This window comes from Pseudomonas sp. AD21, from assembly GCF_002878485.1.
Taxonomy (GTDB): Bacteria; Pseudomonadota; Gammaproteobacteria; order Pseudomonadales; family Pseudomonadaceae; genus Aquipseudomonas.
Window position 1 is genome coordinate 206,780 of record NZ_NQYG01000001.1, and the last position, 15,337, is coordinate 222,116.

Consider the following 15,337-nt stretch of genomic DNA (forward strand, 5'->3'; position numbering starts at 1 on the left):
ACTCTGTGGTGAGGGGATTTATCCCCGATGGGCAGCGCAGCGGCCCCAAAGCCATTCAACGCTCAGATGCAGCCGGTAGCGGGATTGCGACTGCTACGCAGTCGATCGGGGACAAATCCCCTCGCCACAGGTTGCTCTGATCAGCGCCCCAATCATCGATTGTCTTCGAGACCGCACAACCCAGCCTTGCCATGGATCAAGCAGCCTCCCCGCGATCGGCTAGAATGGCCGCCTTGTCGTTGCCGAGCCTGCCATGAAACCTGTATTGCCCCACGCCCAACTCGACTGGGATGACCACGGACGCCCGCGTTCGCGAGTGTTCGATGACGTGTACTTTTCCGACCAGTCGGGGCTGGATGAAACCCGCTACGTGTTCCTCGAACAGAACCGTCTGGCCGAGCGCTTTGCCGCGTTGCCAGCGCACGGGCGACTGGTGATCGGAGAAACCGGCTTCGGCACCGGGCTGAATTTTCTCTGCGCCTGGCAGTTGTTCGAGCAACAGGCGGTGGCCGGCGCCCGTCTGCATTTTGTCAGCGTCGAAAAGTACCCGCTGACTCCGGCCGACCTGCAACGAGCCTTGGCCTTGTGGCCGGAGCTCAAGCCGCTGGCCGATCAGTTGCTGACCCATTACGTGGCCATCCACCAAGGCTTTCAGCGGATCATGCTCGCTGACGGTCGAGTGACGCTGACGTTGTTGATCGGCGATGCGCTGGAGCAACTGCCGCAGCTCGATGCGCAGATCGACGCGTGGTTTCTCGACGGTTTCGCCCCGGCAAAAAACCCGGACATGTGGACCGCCGAACTGTTCATCGAGCTGGCGCGGCTGGCCGCGCCCGGCTCGACCATCAGCACCTTCACCAGCACTGGTTGGGTACGGCGTTTGCTCAATGCGGCCGGGTTCAAGATGAAACGCACGCCGGGCATCGGCCACAAGTGGGAAATCCTGCGCGGCGAGTTTCTCGGCTGGCCGCAGGACGTCGCGCCACCGCTGCCTAACAAACCGTGGTTCGCCCGCCCTGCCCCGCTGACCAGTGAACGTCGGGCGCTGGTGATCGGCGCCGGGCTGGCCGGTTGCGCCACCGCCGCCAGTCTCGCGGCGCGCGGCTGGCAGGTCAGCCTGCTGGAACGGCATGCCGACGTGGCGCAGGAGGCGTCGGGCAATCCACAGGGTGTGCTGTACCTGAAGCTGTCGGCCCACGGCACTGCGTTGTCGCAACTGATCGTCAGCGGTTTCTGCTACACCCGCCGTCTGCTGCAAACCCTGCAACGCGGCACGGACTGGGACGATTGCGGCGTGCTGCAATTGGCCTTCAATGCCAAGGAAGCCGAGCGTCAAGCGCAACTGGCCGCGGCGTTCCCGGAAGATCTGGTGCACTGGCTCGATCAACCGCAAGCCGAGATTCAGGCCGGCATTGGTCTGGCCCACGGCGGCTTGTACTACCCAGAAGGTGGTTGGGTGCATCCGCCGGCGCTGTGCCGGGCGCAAGCCGCGCAACCGAACATCGAATTGCTCAAGCATCACGACGCGCTGGAACTGCGCCAGGTCGAGGGCCAATGGCACGCCTTCGCTGGCGACCGCCTGCTCGCCAGCGCTCCGGTGGTGGTATTGGCCGGCGCAGCGGAGATCAAACGCTTTGTGCAAAGTGCCGAACTGCCGCTCAAGCGCATTCGCGGACAGATCACGCGCCTGCCACAAACCGCCGAGAGTCAGGCGCTGAACACCGTGGTCTGCGCCGAAGGTTATGTGGCGCCGGCACGCCTTGGCGAACACACCCTCGGCGCCAGCTTCGACTTCACCAGCGATGACCTGACCCCGACCACCGCCGAACACCTGGGCAATCTGGCGATGCTCGAAGAAATTTCCGGCGATCTGCTGGCGCGTCTGCACATCGCCGAACTGTCTGCAGAAACACTGGAGGGCCGTGCCGCCTTCCGCTGCACCAGCCCTGATTATCTGCCGATTGTCGGCCCGCTGGCGGATCGCGAAGCGTTCGATCAGGCCTACGCGACGTTGAGCAAGGATGCGCGACAAGTGCCGGACATTACCTGCCCGTGGCTCGACGGTCTGTACATCAACAGTGGCCACGGCTCACGCGGGCTGATCACCGCGCCGCTGTCCGGTGAGCTGTTGGCCGCGTGGCTGGACAACGAGCCGCTGCCACTGCCCAGGAGCGTCGCCGAGGCCTGCCATCCCAACCGTTTCGCGCTGCGCAAGTTGATTCGCGGCAAGTGAAAAATCGTGGCTGGCCGCTGGTCAGTCGCGCCCACTTATAACTCATCGTTCTAAAACTCCCACATCTGCAGCGGGTCAGTTTCTGAGTACCGGCCATTTTGGCCGGACGCGGAATCACCCATCCCCAACGGAAAAACCGGTAAGGACTTTATGTGCGGATTAGCTGGCGAGTTACGTTTTGATCATCAACCTGCAGACCTTGCAGCCATTGAGCGAATCACCCATCACCTGGCCCCTCGTGGCCCCGACGCGTGGGGCTTTCATGCCCAAGGGCCGATTGCCCTGGGTCATCGTCGCCTGAAAATCATGGACCTGTCGGACGGCTCGGCGCAGCCGATGATCGACAGCCAACTGGGCTTGTCCCTGGCCTTCAACGGCGCGATCTACAACTTCCCGGAACTGCGCGGCGAACTCGAAGCGCTCGGTTACGCCTTCTATTCCGGTGGCGACACCGAAGTGCTGCTCAAGGGCTACCACGCCTGGGGCGAAGCACTACTGCCGAAACTCAACGGCATGTTTGCCTTTGCCATCTGGGAGCGCGATGCCCAGCGCCTGTTCATCGCTCGCGACCGGCTCGGCGTGAAGCCGTTGTACCTGTCGCGCACCGGTCAGCGTTTGCGTTTCGCCTCAGCCCTGCCGGCACTGCTCAAGGGTGGCGACATCAACCCGATCCTCGATCCGGTGGCGCTCAATCACTACCTGAATTTCCACGCTGTGGTGCCCGCTCCACGCACCTTGCTCGCGGGCATCGAAAAGCTGCCGCCTGCGACCTGGATGCGCGTTGAAGCCGATGGCAGCACCGAGCAGAAAACCTGGTGGACCCTGCCCTACGGCCCACACGACGACGAGAAAAACCTGACCCTCGAAGACTGGCGTGACCGCGTGCTCGACAGTACCCGCGAAGCCGTGGCGATCCGTCAACGGGCGGCGGTGGATGTCGGCGTGCTGCTTTCCGGCGGTGTCGATTCGAGCATGCTGGTCGGGCTGTTGCGTGAAGTCGGCGTGGAAAACCTGTCGACCTTTTCCATCGGTTTCCAGGACGCTGGCGGCGAGCGCGGTGACGAGTTCCAGTATTCGGACTTGATCGCCAAGCACTACGGCACCCAGCACCATCAATTGCGCATCGACGAAAAAGAGATCATCGAGCAACTGCCCGCTGCGTTCCGCGCGATGAGCGAGCCGATGGTCAGCCACGACTGCATCGCCTTCTACCTGTTGTCCCGCGAAGTGGCCAAGCACTGCAAGGTGGTGCAAAGCGGCCAGGGTGCCGACGAACTGTTTGCCGGCTATCACTGGTACCCGCAGGTCGATGGCGCGGCCGATCCGTACGCGGCCTATCGCGCGGCGTTTTTCGACCGTAGCTACGACGACTACGCCGCCACCGTCCAGCCGAAATGGCTGACCGCCAATGACGCGGCCGGCGACTTCGTGAAGGAACATTTCGTCCAACCCGGCGCCAATGCCGCGGTGGACAAAGCCCTGCGGCTGGACAGCACGGTGATGCTGGTGGATGACCCGGTCAAACGCGTCGACAACATGACCATGGCCTGGGGTCTGGAAGCACGCACACCATTTCTCGACTATCGCCTGGTGGAACTCTCGGCGCGGATTCCCGGGCAGTTCAAGCTGCCCGATGGCGGCAAACAGGTGCTGAAAGAAGCGGCACGCCTGGTGATTCCAAGTGAAGTGATCGACCGCAAGAAAGGCTACTTTCCAGTACCCGGCCTCAAGCACTTGCAGGGCGACACGTTGAACTGGGTGCGTGAACTGCTGCTGGATCCGAGCCAGGATCGCGGCCTGTTCAACCCGGCCATGCTCGACAGACTGCTGACGGATCCACAAGGCCAACTGACGCCGTTGCGCGGCTCGAAACTGTGGCAACTCGCAGCCCTGAACCTGTGGCTCAGTGAACAAGGAATCTGATCGATGAAACCTCACGCCACGGCTATCAGCCAACGCCTGTTGCGCGGTCAGACACCGTCGTATGAACGCTTGCAGGCGCGTCTGGCCGAAGACGGCAGCGAACTCGGCGCCGACCCCATCGCCGTGCATTGCGGTTGGGGCCGGCTGCTGATCGGCCACACCTTTCCTGACCCGGCGACGCTTGCGCAGGAACTGCTCAACGAGCAGCCCGGCGAGCGCGATATCGCCCTGTACGTCGCCGCGCCGCAACAGATTCTGGGCCTGGAACCGGCTCAGTTGTTTCTCGATCCGTCCGACACCCTGCGCCTGTGGTTCAGCGATTACCGACAGGCCACCCGGGTGTTTCGCGGCTTCCGGATTCGCCGGGCGCAGAGCGAAGCGGACTGGCAGGCCGTCAATCAGTTGTATCAAGCTCGGGGCATGCTGCCGATCGACGCCACGCGGCTGACCCCGCATCATCAGGGTGGCCCGGTGTACTGGCTGGCCGAAGACGAAGACAGCGGCGCGGTGATCGGCAGCGTCATGGGCCTCAATCATCAGAAAGCGTTCAATGACCCGGAACACGGTAGCAGCCTGTGGTGCCTGGCGGTCGATCCGCAATGCTCGCGCCCCGGTGTCGGTGAAGTCCTGGTGCGGCACTTGATCGAGCACTTCATGAGCCGCGGTCTGAGCTATCTGGACCTGTCGGTGCTGCACGACAACCGTCAGGCGAAGAACCTCTACGCCAAGCTCGGTTTTCGCAACCTCTCGACCTTCGCCATCAAGCGCAAGAACGGCATCAACCAACCTTTGTTCCTCGGCCCGGGGCCGGAGGCGCAGTTCAATCCGTATGCACGGATCATTGTCGAAGAAGCGCATCGCCGTGGCATCGATGTGCAAGTGGATGACGCCGATGCCGGGCTGTTCACCCTCAGTCACGGCGGGCGTCGGGTGCGTTGCCGCGAATCGCTGAGCGACCTGACCAGTGCGATCAGCATGAGTTTGTGTCAGGACAAAAGCCTGACCCACAAAGTGTTGAAGGCCGCCGGCCTCAAGCTGCCCTCGCAGCAATTGGCAGGCAATGCCGACGACAACCTGGCGTTTCTCGACGAGCATCAGCGGGTGGTGGTCAAGCCACTGGATGGTGAACAGGGTCAAGGTGTGGCGGTGGATCTGCAGAGCATCGAGGAGGTGCAGCAGGCCATCGAGTCCGCCAAACATTTTGACAGCCGTGTGCTGCTTGAAAGTTTCCACGAAGGGCTGGACCTGCGAATTCTGGTGATCGGTTTTGAGGTGGTAGCGGCGGCGATTCGCCGTCCCGCTGAAGTGGTCGGCGACGGGCACCATTCGATTGGCGCGCTGATCGAGGCCCAGAGCCGACGCCGGCAAGCTGCCACTGGTGGCGAGAGCAAGATCCCACTGGATCAGGAAACCCAGCGCACCCTGCACGCGGCCGGGTATGACTACAGCAGCATCCTGCCGGCCGGCGAGCATCTGTTCGTGCGCCGCACCGCCAATCTGCACACCGGCGGCACGCTGGAGGACGTCACGGCGATTCTGCATCCGACCCTGGTCGATGCCGCCGTACGGGCGGCGCGGGCGCTGGACATTCCGATGGTTGGCCTCGACTTGATGGTGCCGGCGGCGGATCAGCCGGAGTACGTGTTTATCGAAGCCAACGAACGCGCGGGACTGGCCAACCACGAACCGCAGCCGACGGCAGAGCGGTTTGTCGATTTGTTGTTTCCGCACAGTCAGCCGGCCATTTAACCCTTTCCTGATCGTTCCCACGCTCTGCGTGGGAACGCCTCACTGGACGCTCTGCGTCCGCTCTTGGGACGCAGAGCGTCCCTGGCTGCATTCCCACGCAGAGCGTGGGAACGATCAGTGCTCAACCCATCAGGAGTTTCCATGACCACGCAAATCCCCGAACCGGATCTGAACTACCTGCAGAAAGTCCTCCTGGAAATGCTCGCCATTCCCAGCCCCACCGGGTTCACCGACACCATCGTGCGCTACGTCGCCGAGCGTCTGGAGGAACTCGGCATTCCCTTCGAAATGACCCGTCGCGGCACGATCCGCGCCACCCTCAAGGGCAAGAAGAACAGCCCCGACCGCGCCGTCTCCGCGCACCTGGACACCATCGGTGCCGCCGTGCGTGCGGTGAAGGACAACGGCCGCCTGACTCTGGCCCCGGTCGGCTGCTGGTCGAGCCGGTTTGCCGAGGGCAGCCGGGTCAGCCTGTTCACCGACAACGGCGTGATTCGCGGCAGCGTGCTGCCGCTGATGGCTTCCGGGCACGCGTTCAATACCGCTGTGGACGAGATGCCGATCAGTTGGGATCACGTCGAATTGCGCCTGGACGCGTACTGCGCAACCAAGGCCGATTGCGACTCACTGGGCATCAGCGTCGGCGATGTGGTGGCGTTCGACCCGCTGCCGGAGTTCACCGACAGCGGTCATATCAGCGCCCGTCACCTGGATGACAAGGCAGGGGTCGCGGCGTTGCTCGCCTCGCTCAAAGCCATCGTCGACAGCGGTCAGGAATTGATGATCGACTGCCATCCGCTGTTCACCATCACCGAAGAAACCGGTAGCGGCGCAGCGGCGGCCTTGCCGTGGGATGTCAGCGAGTTCGTCGGCATCGACATTGCACCGGTCGCGCCGGGCCAACATTCCAGCGAACACGCAGTGAGCGTGGCGATGCAGGATTCCGGCGGGCCTTACGACTATCACCTGTCGCGGCATTTACTGCGCCTGGCCAGTGAAAACGAGCTGCCGGTGCGCCGTGACCTGTTCCGCTACTACTTCAGCGATGCGCACTCGGCGGTGACCGCCGGGCACGATATTCGTACGGCGCTGCTGGCGTTTGGTTGTGATGCAACCCATGGCTATGAGCGCACGCACATCGACAGTCTGGCGGCGTTGAGCCGGTTGTTGGGCGCCTACATTTTGAGTCCGCCGGTGTTCGCCAGCGATGCAGCGCCGGCGAATGCTTCGCTGGATCGCTTCAGTCATCAGATTGAACACGACACGCAGATGGAGAGCGATACGCGGGTGCCGCCGGTGGACAGTCTGGTCGGGCAGCGTTCCGACTAGATAGATAATTGTTGTCTGTACCGGCCTCTTCGCGAGCAAGCCCGCTCCCACAGTTGGAATGCGTTCCCATGTGGGAGCGGGCTTGCTCGCGAAGAGGCTGGTGCGGTCAACGCAAAAACTGGCAGCCAACCGGCAATCGCCGTAGCATCCCGACATTGATTGAACCGAGGTGCCCATGCTGATCCCCTACGACGCTCTTGAAGTCGACACCCTCACCCGTCTGATCGAGGACTTCGTCACCCGCGACGGCACCGACAACGGTGATGACACACCGTTGGAAACCCGCGTGCTGCGCGTGCGCCAGGCACTGACCAAAGGCCAGGCACTGATCGTGTTCGACCCGGAAAGCGAGCAATGCCAATTGATGCTCAAACATGACGTGCCCAAGCATCTGTTCGACTGAGACTTCAGCGGACTTTTTCAGTGGCCTGTTTGCGCTGAATCCGCTCGTAGACTTCAGAGCGGTGCACATTGACCTTCTGCGGTGCTTCGACACCAAAGCGCACGCTGGAACCGTTGACCGACAAAACGCGCACGGAAATGTCGTCACCGATGGAAATCAACTCGCCCACAACACGGCTGAGTACAAGCATGGAGTTCGTCCTTCAGGGTTAGCCAGCCCTGAAGATGCGCGGTCGGCGCCCGCTCGACAATGCGTGGCGAGCAATTCAGTCTTGCCCTACACCCTAAAGCGCTGCGCCCGTCAGACATTTCCTGCAAATCGCTAAACAGTCTCGTCTCAAGCGGCGGAAAAACGCGGACCGAACAGAATCACGCTCGCCCCGATCACGCACAGCGCCACGCCGATCCAGTCCGAACCCAGCGGGCGCACGCGCTCGACCACCGCCAGCCAGCCGATCGACGCCACGATGTAGATCCCGCCATACGCGGCATAGGCGCGACCGGCGTAAGCCGCTTCAACACGGGTGAGCAACAGGGCGAACAGGGTCAGGCTGAGCAGCGCCGGAATGACCCACAAGGCACTTTTGCCCTGGCGCAGCCACATGAAAAAAGCGAAACAACCGGCGATTTCAAACAGCGCCGCGAGGAAGAACCACAGGTAATTGAGCATTGATGCGTCTCGACAGGGTGACCATTGCGGCCACCCTAACGACGCGACACCCACTGGGCAAGTTCAGCCGTTGGTTTGTTTGGTCTTGGCGCGCATTTTATCGGCCATGGTGGTCATTTCGTTGTAGATCAGTTGCGGGTTCTTCTGCTTGATCGCCCAGGCCATACGCCCCTGCTCGTGCGGCAGAGTCATGAACTCGCCGGCGGCCACTTGCTGGTAGATGTAGTCAGCAATGTCGGCTGCGCTGATCGGCGAACTTTCCAGCAACTTGCCAACCTGCGCTTTCATCGCCGGGGTCGGGCCACGGAACGAATCGAGCAAGTTGGTCTGGAAGAACGACGGGCAGACCACATGCACACCAACTTCCTGTTGCGCCAGTTCGACCAGCAGGCTTTCGGACAATGCCACCACACCGGCCTTGGCCACGTTGTAATTACTCATGGCCGGGCCTTGCATCAACGCCGCCATCGAGGCGATGTTAATGATCTTGCCTTTGCTCTGCTCCAGCAGCGGCAGGAACGCCTTGCAACCCTTGACCACGCCCATCAGGTTGATTGCGATCTGCCAGTCCCAGTCCTCCAGCGACAGTTCGCTGAAGAACCCGCCGGACGCCACACCCGCGTTGTTGACGATGACATCGATGCCGCCCAGCTTCACTTCGCAGGCCTGGGCAAACGCGGTGAGCTGGCTGTAGTCGCGCACATCGCAACGCTGGGTGAAACCGTCGCCACCGGCCTCACGCACCTGCTTCAAGGTTTCCTGCAGGCCAGGCTCGCTGACGTCGGACAAGGCCAGTTGCCAGCCTTCACGGGCCCAGCGCAGCGCGATTTCGCGACCTAAACCTGAGCCCGCGCCAGTGATCATCATGCGATTTTGCATAGCAGACAGCCTTGTTGTTCCGTAGGAGATGCGCGGAGTGTAGCGAAGGATCCGCGACCACCCACGCTCCATCAGATTGCTGAATGGTGGGGGCAAACCGTGGCGCGTTGGATTCGTTTGAAGCGACAGAGTTCTGAACTTGCGAGGCGGGAAAAAGGAAATAAACCTGCGGCCTAAATACATTAAAAAAACTTTGAATTTTCTGTCATTCGTGCCAGTCGGAATTTGTAAGCCGTCTGGATTTAATTAATCTCCAGTCGCCCTTGAATACCAAGACTTCTCGAACACTATCAACAAGGAAATCGACATGGGCACAATTCTTATCATTATCCTGATCCTGTTGCTGATCGGTGGTCTGCCGGTCTTCCCGCACTCCAGAAGTTGGGGTTATGGCCCGTCGGGCATTATCGGCGTGGTATTGGTGGTGCTGTTGGTCTTGCTGTTACTGGGCAGGATATAAAACCCCAAGACAAAAAAAGAGGCCCTCAGGGGCCTCTTTTTCATGCAGCGGTTTATCAGTCTGGCTTGCCGTTGACCACACCGGCGGTGTTGTCCATCAGGCTCTTGGTCGCTGTTTGCAGGAACGCTTCAAGCTTGAGCTTCAATTCTGCGGTACGCGGGGCGTCCGGAATGATCTCGGCAGAAGGGTTCGCGCCCAGTTGGTACTGATAGATCTTCGGCGCCATTTCCTTCTCTTTCGGCAGCACCAGGATCTGGTCGGCAGTCACGATGGCCGTGGTCTGCTCGCTGCCCGACGGCTTGATCACACCGAAACCGGTGTCGCCTGCCGGCAGGTTGAGCAAGTCGCGGCCCCAGCACTGATGACGCACTTCGCCGCCGAGACGGCCCATGATGGTCGGTACGATGTCGATCTGGGTGCCCACGGTGTGGTCACGGGTACCGAACTTCTCCTGAATGCCCGGTGCGATCATCAGCATCGGCACGTTGAAGCGGCCCAGGTCCATTTCGGTGATCTGACGCTCGTTGCCGAAACCATGGTCGCCGACGATCACGAACAAGGTTTCCTTGAAGTACGGCTCTTTGCGCGCCTTCTCGAAGAACTGACCCAGTGCCCAGTCGGCGTAACGCATGGCGGTCAGGTGTTCGTTGAGCGTGCCGCGATCGGTCACGCGCTCGACCGGCAATGGCGTCGGCAAGGCGTACGGCGTGTGGTTGGACAGGGTTTGCAGCAGCGCGTAGAACGGCTTGCCGTTTTCCCGCGCCTTCAGTTCCACCAGACCGCGGTCGAACATGTCCTGGTCGGACACGCCCCAGGTCGGATCAGAGAACACCGGGTTGACGAAGTCGTTACGGCCAACGAAGTTGGTCATGCCCTGGTTGCTGAAGAAGCCCGACTGGTTGTCCCAGGCGAAGTCACCGTTGTAGACGTAGACGTCGTCATACTTGCGCGCGCTGAGCAGTTGCGGCAGGCCGGAGAGCTTGTGGCTGCCTTCCGGGGTCTGCATCAGGTATTCGAAACCCGGCAGGTTCGGGAAGCACGCCATGGTAGCGAACATACCCTGGTGGGTATGGGTGCCATTGGAGAAGAAACGGTCGAACAGCAGGCCTTCCTTCGACAGTTTGTCGAGGTACGGCGTGATGTTGCCCGGCGCGCCCAGGGCGCCCACCGAGTGACCGGCCATGCTTTCCATCAGGATCACGACCACGTTCTTGATCGGCAGGGTCTTGTCGGCAGGTGGCGTGTAGTCACGACGCACGGCAGCGATGTCGGCATCGACCAGTTTGTCGTCCGGCATCACCAGCATCTCGCGCACGACTTTCTGCGCTTGTTCCTGCGGCAGCGTGGCTTTCCAGATGTTGTTGCGATCTTCGCCCATGCGGTCCTTGGCGGCCGCAATCAGCGACAGTGTGCCGTTGAGGCCGAGCTGGTTGGCGAAGTTCGATTCGGTGGTGTACACGTCACCCCAGCGCAGCGGCGGGCCCTGACGCAGGGTGCCACGGGCAGCCACCACGCAGATCAGCAGGCAGACCACGAACACCGCGAGGCGGGTGTACCACGGCGCCACCTGACGGGTGCCGACGTTGCCGCCACTGAACGGACCGCGTGGACGGGTCGCGCGGTCGGCGCCCTTGAAGGCCAGGGTCAGGATCACAGTGCCAACGGCCCACGCCAGCAGGTAGCGCACCACCGGAAAACCGTACCAGAGCATGCTCATTACGGTTTTCGGGTCTTCCTTCACGTACTGGAACACCAGGCCGTTGAGGCGCTGGTGAAACTCGCGGTAGAAGTCCATTTCCATCAGGCCGAGGAACAGCGCGATACTGGATGCAACGGTCAGCCACAGACGGAAGAAGCCGCGAGCAGCCATCGCCCGCGCACTGAACAGTGCCAGCAGCAGCGGAACGCAGATGTAGACCACCAGGCGCAGGTCGAAACGCAGGCCGTTGGCGAAGGCTTCGAGGAAGGTCGAAGCCGGGGTGTCGAGGATCATCTCGCGGTTGTAGACCAGCAGCGCGAGGCGCAGCACGGAAAACATCACCATCATGACCAGGGCACACAACAGTGTGTAGGCCAGATGCGATTTGACGGTCGGTTGCAGCAGGCGAGTGGAAGATCGCTGCTGATTCAGGGCGTCCGGGTTTGCCATGTCGTTTTAGGACCCATTGGAAGTTGAAGTTGCAAAATACAGCTGCGCCATGCCCTCTATTGGCCTATCCAGGCCCCGGGGCGTGCGCGGTGCGCAAATGTTGCACGATCAACGGCAGCATTGCCATTGATTACTGCCCCACTGCCCGACTCTTTCATACCGGCTGCCGCATAGGGACGACGTGAATTGCGCGGGCGAATTGTCTGGAACGCTTTGTGAAAATTTCGTTCAACGCATATCTGGAAACACAATATAGCGACAAAACAAAAACGCCCCGAATCGATCGGGGCGTTTTGCGCAAAGCGCGAGGATTACTTCTCGGCGCGTTCTTTCAGGGATTTAAGGGTGTTGAACGGCGCGTCGACCACAAACTTGTTGGCAATCATGCTCGGCACGCTGCCGCCTGGCTCGGTGTGTACCTGATAAGTCACTTCGACCTGATCACCTTTGGGCACGAACTTCCAGAAACCTTTGACCTGGGCGACACGGACAAAGCCTTTCTCTTCGGGAATGTACTTCGGTACGCCTTCGAGGTTGCGGGTCAGGCTGCCATCGGCACCTTCAACGGTGGTGATGTGCAGCACCGAATCACGCGGAGTCACTGGCCACGGCGTATTGAACTGGGTGTAGGTCCAGCTCTGATCGCCTTCATGCTTGAGCAGCTTCTGGGTCTTGCACTCGTGAATCCAGGCGCAAGCTGCGGACACGTCTTCCTGCAAGGCACGCAGTTTGGCAACGGTGGTCTTCATCAGGGCAACACCCTGATAGGACTTGTAATCGGAACCCGGCACTTCGGCCAGCGAGACCTTGATCCCGTCCTGCTCCTTGGCGACTTTCCAGTCCTCGGCCTGAGCAACCGAAGTGGCCAGCACGGCCGTCAAACCACACAACACAGCGATACGATGCAGCGAACCCATAGTCTTATTCCTTATTGTTGAAGTTCCGTTCGTTTGACACATCACGCCGCTGTCATCTGCTCCCACCAGCCGATCAGTTTGATCGCTTCTTCCGAGCTGCTGCCACAGACTTCGACATCAGCCGCGAAGCCGGAACAGACCGCCGGACGCTCCGGTTGACCGAAAATATTGCACAGGTTTTCGACCGACAGCTGCACGCAACGTTCGCCGGCGGGTTTGCCATTGGGCATGCCCGGAATGGCAGAACTGATGGAAGGGGCAATACAGCAAGCGCCACAGCCTTCACGGCATTTCATGACGAGCAAGTCCTCGCGACGGGCAATGTGTTAAAGAGACACGGACAGAGTAACCGCTAAAACGGTTGTTTCAAATTCCCTGAACCGGGGTTTTTACCGATAACTGAATGTGACTGACCAGTCTCCGACAAAGCGTCTGGTCTGCGGGTCACGGATCGATTGAATTTACTGCTTGAACTCGAAATCCAGCGCTGCGCCTTCGACTTCGCGGCGTTCTTCGTTGCGCAGTTGCAACTGCATTTCGTTGCTGAGCAGACGGCCGTTGAGCTGGAATCCGCTGTTCTTCTCGCCAAACATCTGCGGCAGGATCGCGTCGTGTTTAGGCATCGGCACGGTACCGGCCGGTTTGAGCTGCTGGACCATGTCCTTGGGCAGGCTCAGGTCCAGCTTGGCTGGAGGCAATCTGGTTTTCACCACCTCACTGGCCGGTTTCGACTTGGAAGCGACCGGAGGCCGTTTCTTCACCGGGGCGGTTTTCTTCTGCAGGGCCTTTTTATCCTGAGCTTTCTTATCTGCTGCGGCTTTTTTGCTGGCGACCGCTTTGCTCACCGGGGCAGACGTTGCGGTTTTTTCCTGAACGGCGGCTGCCAAGACACCGGGCACGTGGCCCATCGTCAACACACCAAGCAAAATCCAGGCGGCAGGAAAAATCGCTTTCATGAACCCAACAACACTAACGGCAGAGGGCCATATGCTCGCTTGTTGAGCGTCACAAGACAAGCTCGACGCACCGCTCGTTCAAAATCCGCCAGCAGTTTCCTGGCACAGTTGAGTCGCCAGTAAACCGAGGGTCATCAGCGCCCTTTCCGCCTCGCGATTCCACGGTGTGCCGCAATTGAGGCGGATACAGTGATTGAACTGCTCGGTATTACTGAAGATCAGCCCCGGCGCGATGCTGATGCCCTGCTGCAATGCGCGCACGTGCAATTCCTGGGTATTGACCCTGCCCGGCAGACTCACCCAGAGGATGAAACCGCCGGTGGGCCGGGTCATTTGCGTGCCTTCGGGGAAGTACTGCTGCACCGCCAGCTGGAAGGCGCTGAGGTTTTTTCGGTATTCCTGGCGGATGTACCGTAAATGCCGGTCATAACCGCCATTTTCCAGATAAGCGGCTATCGCCATTTGCGTCACGCTGCACGCCGAGTGCGTGGTGAACGTCTGCAGGCGCTGGATTTCCTGCTGATACTTGCCGGCAATCATCCAGCCGACACGCACTCCCGGCGACAACGTTTTGGAGAAGCTCGAGCAGTAGATCACCCGGTCGAGCCGGTCATAGGCTTTCAGGGCTTTGGTGCGGCCCTGTTCGAACATCAATTCGCCATAGATGTCATCTTCGACAATCTGGATATCGAAGTCCGAGGCCAGACGCAGCAATTGTTTCTGCCGCTCTTCGGGCATGGTGCCGCCCAGTGGATTACTCAGTCGCGTGGTCAGCACCAGCGCCTTGATCGACCATTGGTTGGCGGCCAGTTGCAAAGCCTCAAGGCTCATGCCGGTGGCTGGATCGCTGGGAATCTCGATCACTTTCAGGCCCAGCAGGTCGGCCAGTTGCAGCAAGCCGTAATAGGTCGGCGACTCGGCGGCAATCAGGTCACCCGGACGGGTCAACACGCGCAACGACATCTGCAACGCATCGACACAACCGTGGGTAATCACCACTTCTGACGGATCGACCACGACGCCGGCGTCGCGCATGCGGATAGCCACTTGCCGGCGCAACGGTTCAAAACCGGGGCTGAACATGTAACTGAATGCCCGCGGGCTATGGAAACGGGTGACTTTGGCCAATTGCTGATGCAGGGCGCGAACCGGCAAATATTCGACACTCGGCACCGCCGCGCCCAAGGGAAATACGCCTTCGCGACGCGATTCGACCAACACTTGCTGAATGATGCTGGCGCGAGTGACCAGCCCTGGCCGTTCGACCCGGGCGATATCCGGCGTCGGCGCCGTCAGCGCCGGTGTCTGGTGCACGTAGTAACCGGACTGCGGCCGCGCACGGATCAGGCCCTGGTCTTCGAGATTGGCGTAAGCCTGCAACACCGTCGCATGGCTGACATTGAGCTGCGAACTCATCTTGCGCACCGACGGCACGCGTTCCCCGGGCTGATAGACGCCACGGCGGATGTCTTCAGCCAGTTGTTGAGCAATACGTTGGTAGAGCAAGAGATTGGTCATGACGCAGCACTCGATTTCACGGGCATTTTATTCTTGTATGAAACAATACCGGAACAGTTTAGAAGTGTACTGGGACAGTTGCCACTTTAGTCAACCATACAGTGCGGTGTCAGCTACAACTGTATGGATTTGCGCGCCAATCGACAGACGTA

At 60.5% G+C, this 15,337-nt stretch carries 14 protein-coding genes; 6 read left to right on the forward strand and 8 right to left on the reverse strand.

Annotated features, from left to right (window positions below; all coding sequences use genetic code 11):
- The first annotated feature begins 253 nt into the window (after positions 1 to 253).
- The 5 genes from mnmC to PseAD21_RS00965 all read left to right on the forward strand — a co-directional run bounded on the left by mnmC (position 254) and on the right by PseAD21_RS00965 (position 7,637).
- Positions 254 to 2,233 (forward strand): bifunctional tRNA (5-methylaminomethyl-2-thiouridine)(34)-methyltransferase MnmD/FAD-dependent 5-carboxymethylaminomethyl-2-thiouridine(34) oxidoreductase MnmC, encoded by a 1,980-nt coding sequence (gene mnmC, locus PseAD21_RS00940; protein WP_102354103.1) that lies wholly within the window; start codon positions 254 to 256, stop codon positions 2,231 to 2,233.
- Between the two features lie 150 nt (positions 2,234 to 2,383).
- Positions 2,384 to 4,156 carry an N-acetylglutaminylglutamine amidotransferase gene (locus PseAD21_RS00945; RefSeq protein WP_102354104.1) on the forward strand — a complete coding sequence of 591 codons (1,773 nt, stop codon included), beginning with the start codon at positions 2,384 to 2,386 and terminating at the stop codon, positions 4,154 to 4,156.
- Positions 4,157 to 4,159: 3 nt separating this feature from the next.
- Positions 4,160 to 5,905 (forward strand): N-acetylglutaminylglutamine synthetase, encoded by a 1,746-nt coding sequence (gene ngg / locus PseAD21_RS00950; protein WP_102354105.1) that lies wholly within the window; start codon positions 4,160 to 4,162, stop codon positions 5,903 to 5,905.
- 141 nt (positions 5,906 to 6,046) lie between these two features.
- Positions 6,047 to 7,234 carry an osmoprotectant NAGGN system M42 family peptidase gene (locus tag PseAD21_RS00960; protein WP_102354106.1) on the forward strand — a complete coding sequence of 396 codons (1,188 nt, stop codon included), beginning with the start codon at positions 6,047 to 6,049 and terminating at the stop codon, positions 7,232 to 7,234.
- 175 nt (positions 7,235 to 7,409) lie between these two features.
- Positions 7,410 to 7,637: a YheU family protein gene (locus PseAD21_RS00965; protein ID WP_003192759.1), complete on the forward strand. Its 228-nt coding sequence runs from the start codon at positions 7,410 to 7,412 to the stop codon at positions 7,635 to 7,637.
- 4 nt (positions 7,638 to 7,641) lie between these two features.
- Here PseAD21_RS00965 and csrA read toward each other — a convergent pair whose 3' ends face one another.
- The 3 genes from csrA to PseAD21_RS00980 all read right to left on the reverse strand — a co-directional run bounded on the left by csrA (position 7,642) and on the right by PseAD21_RS00980 (position 9,185).
- Positions 7,642 to 7,827 (reverse strand): carbon storage regulator CsrA, encoded by a 186-nt coding sequence (gene csrA, locus PseAD21_RS00970; protein WP_102354107.1) that lies wholly within the window; start codon positions 7,825 to 7,827, stop codon positions 7,642 to 7,644.
- 146 nt (positions 7,828 to 7,973) lie between these two features.
- Positions 7,974 to 8,306, reverse strand: a complete 333-nt coding sequence (locus tag PseAD21_RS00975; protein ID WP_003226957.1) for a YnfA family protein — start codon at positions 8,304 to 8,306, stop codon at positions 7,974 to 7,976.
- Positions 8,307 to 8,369: 63 nt separating this feature from the next.
- On the reverse strand, positions 8,370 to 9,185 hold the full coding sequence (locus PseAD21_RS00980; protein WP_102354108.1) for an SDR family oxidoreductase: 816 nt from the start codon (positions 9,183 to 9,185) through the stop codon (positions 8,370 to 8,372).
- A 301-nt stretch (positions 9,186 to 9,486) separates the two neighbouring features.
- Between PseAD21_RS00980 and PseAD21_RS00985 the strand changes: the two genes are divergently transcribed.
- Positions 9,487 to 9,645, forward strand: a complete 159-nt coding sequence (locus PseAD21_RS00985; protein ID WP_169432680.1) for a DUF3309 family protein — start codon at positions 9,487 to 9,489, stop codon at positions 9,643 to 9,645.
- Between the two features lie 55 nt (positions 9,646 to 9,700).
- Here PseAD21_RS00985 and PseAD21_RS00990 read toward each other — a convergent pair whose 3' ends face one another.
- The 5 genes from PseAD21_RS00990 to PseAD21_RS01010 all read right to left on the reverse strand — a co-directional run bounded on the left by PseAD21_RS00990 (position 9,701) and on the right by PseAD21_RS01010 (position 15,185).
- On the reverse strand, positions 9,701 to 11,794 hold the full coding sequence (locus PseAD21_RS00990) for an LTA synthase family protein (protein WP_102354109.1): 2,094 nt from the start codon (positions 11,792 to 11,794) through the stop codon (positions 9,701 to 9,703).
- A gap of 311 nt (positions 11,795 to 12,105) precedes the next feature.
- Positions 12,106 to 12,711, reverse strand: coding sequence for an START domain-containing protein (locus PseAD21_RS00995; protein ID WP_102354110.1), 606 nt, complete (start codon positions 12,709 to 12,711; stop codon positions 12,106 to 12,108).
- 41 nt (positions 12,712 to 12,752) lie between these two features.
- A complete protein-coding gene (locus PseAD21_RS01000) occupies positions 12,753 to 13,007 on the reverse strand; it encodes a YkgJ family cysteine cluster protein (protein ID WP_102354111.1) in 255 nt (84 codons plus the stop codon).
- A gap of 165 nt (positions 13,008 to 13,172) precedes the next feature.
- Positions 13,173 to 13,667: a translation initiation factor 2 gene (locus PseAD21_RS01005; RefSeq protein ID WP_102354112.1), complete on the reverse strand. Its 495-nt coding sequence runs from the start codon at positions 13,665 to 13,667 to the stop codon at positions 13,173 to 13,175.
- Between the two features lie 78 nt (positions 13,668 to 13,745).
- Positions 13,746 to 15,185, reverse strand: a complete 1,440-nt coding sequence (locus PseAD21_RS01010) for a PLP-dependent aminotransferase family protein (RefSeq protein ID WP_064588649.1) — start codon at positions 15,183 to 15,185, stop codon at positions 13,746 to 13,748.
- Between the last annotated feature and the right edge of the window lie 152 nt (positions 15,186 to 15,337).

Coding starts and splice junctions, on each gene's coding strand:
- mnmC (WP_102354103.1), top strand. CDS start 254: ATGAAACCTGTATTGCCCCACGCCCAACTCGACTGGGATGACCACGGA.
- PseAD21_RS00945 (WP_102354104.1), top strand. CDS start 2,384: ATGTGCGGATTAGCTGGCGAGTTACGTTTTGATCATCAACCTGCAGAC.
- ngg (WP_102354105.1), top strand. CDS start 4,160: ATGAAACCTCACGCCACGGCTATCAGCCAACGCCTGTTGCGCGGTCAG.
- PseAD21_RS00960 (WP_102354106.1), top strand. CDS start 6,047: ATGACCACGCAAATCCCCGAACCGGATCTGAACTACCTGCAGAAAGTC.
- PseAD21_RS00965 (WP_003192759.1), top strand. CDS start 7,410: ATGCTGATCCCCTACGACGCTCTTGAAGTCGACACCCTCACCCGTCTG.
- csrA (WP_102354107.1), bottom strand. CDS start 7,827: ATGCTTGTACTCAGCCGTGTTGTGGGCGAGTTGATTTCCATCGGTGAC.
- PseAD21_RS00975 (WP_003226957.1), bottom strand. CDS start 8,306: ATGCTCAATTACCTGTGGTTCTTCCTCGCGGCGCTGTTTGAAATCGCC.
- PseAD21_RS00980 (WP_102354108.1), bottom strand. CDS start 9,185: ATGCAAAATCGCATGATGATCACTGGCGCGGGCTCAGGTTTAGGTCGC.
- PseAD21_RS00990 (WP_102354109.1), bottom strand. CDS start 11,794: ATGGCAAACCCGGACGCCCTGAATCAGCAGCGATCTTCCACTCGCCTG.
- PseAD21_RS00995 (WP_102354110.1), bottom strand. CDS start 12,711: ATGGGTTCGCTGCATCGTATCGCTGTGTTGTGTGGTTTGACGGCCGTG.
- PseAD21_RS01000 (WP_102354111.1), bottom strand. CDS start 13,007: ATGAAATGCCGTGAAGGCTGTGGCGCTTGCTGTATTGCCCCTTCCATC.
- PseAD21_RS01005 (WP_102354112.1), bottom strand. CDS start 13,667: ATGAAAGCGATTTTTCCTGCCGCCTGGATTTTGCTTGGTGTGTTGACG.
- PseAD21_RS01010 (WP_064588649.1), bottom strand. CDS start 15,185: ATGACCAATCTCTTGCTCTACCAACGTATTGCTCAACAACTGGCTGAA.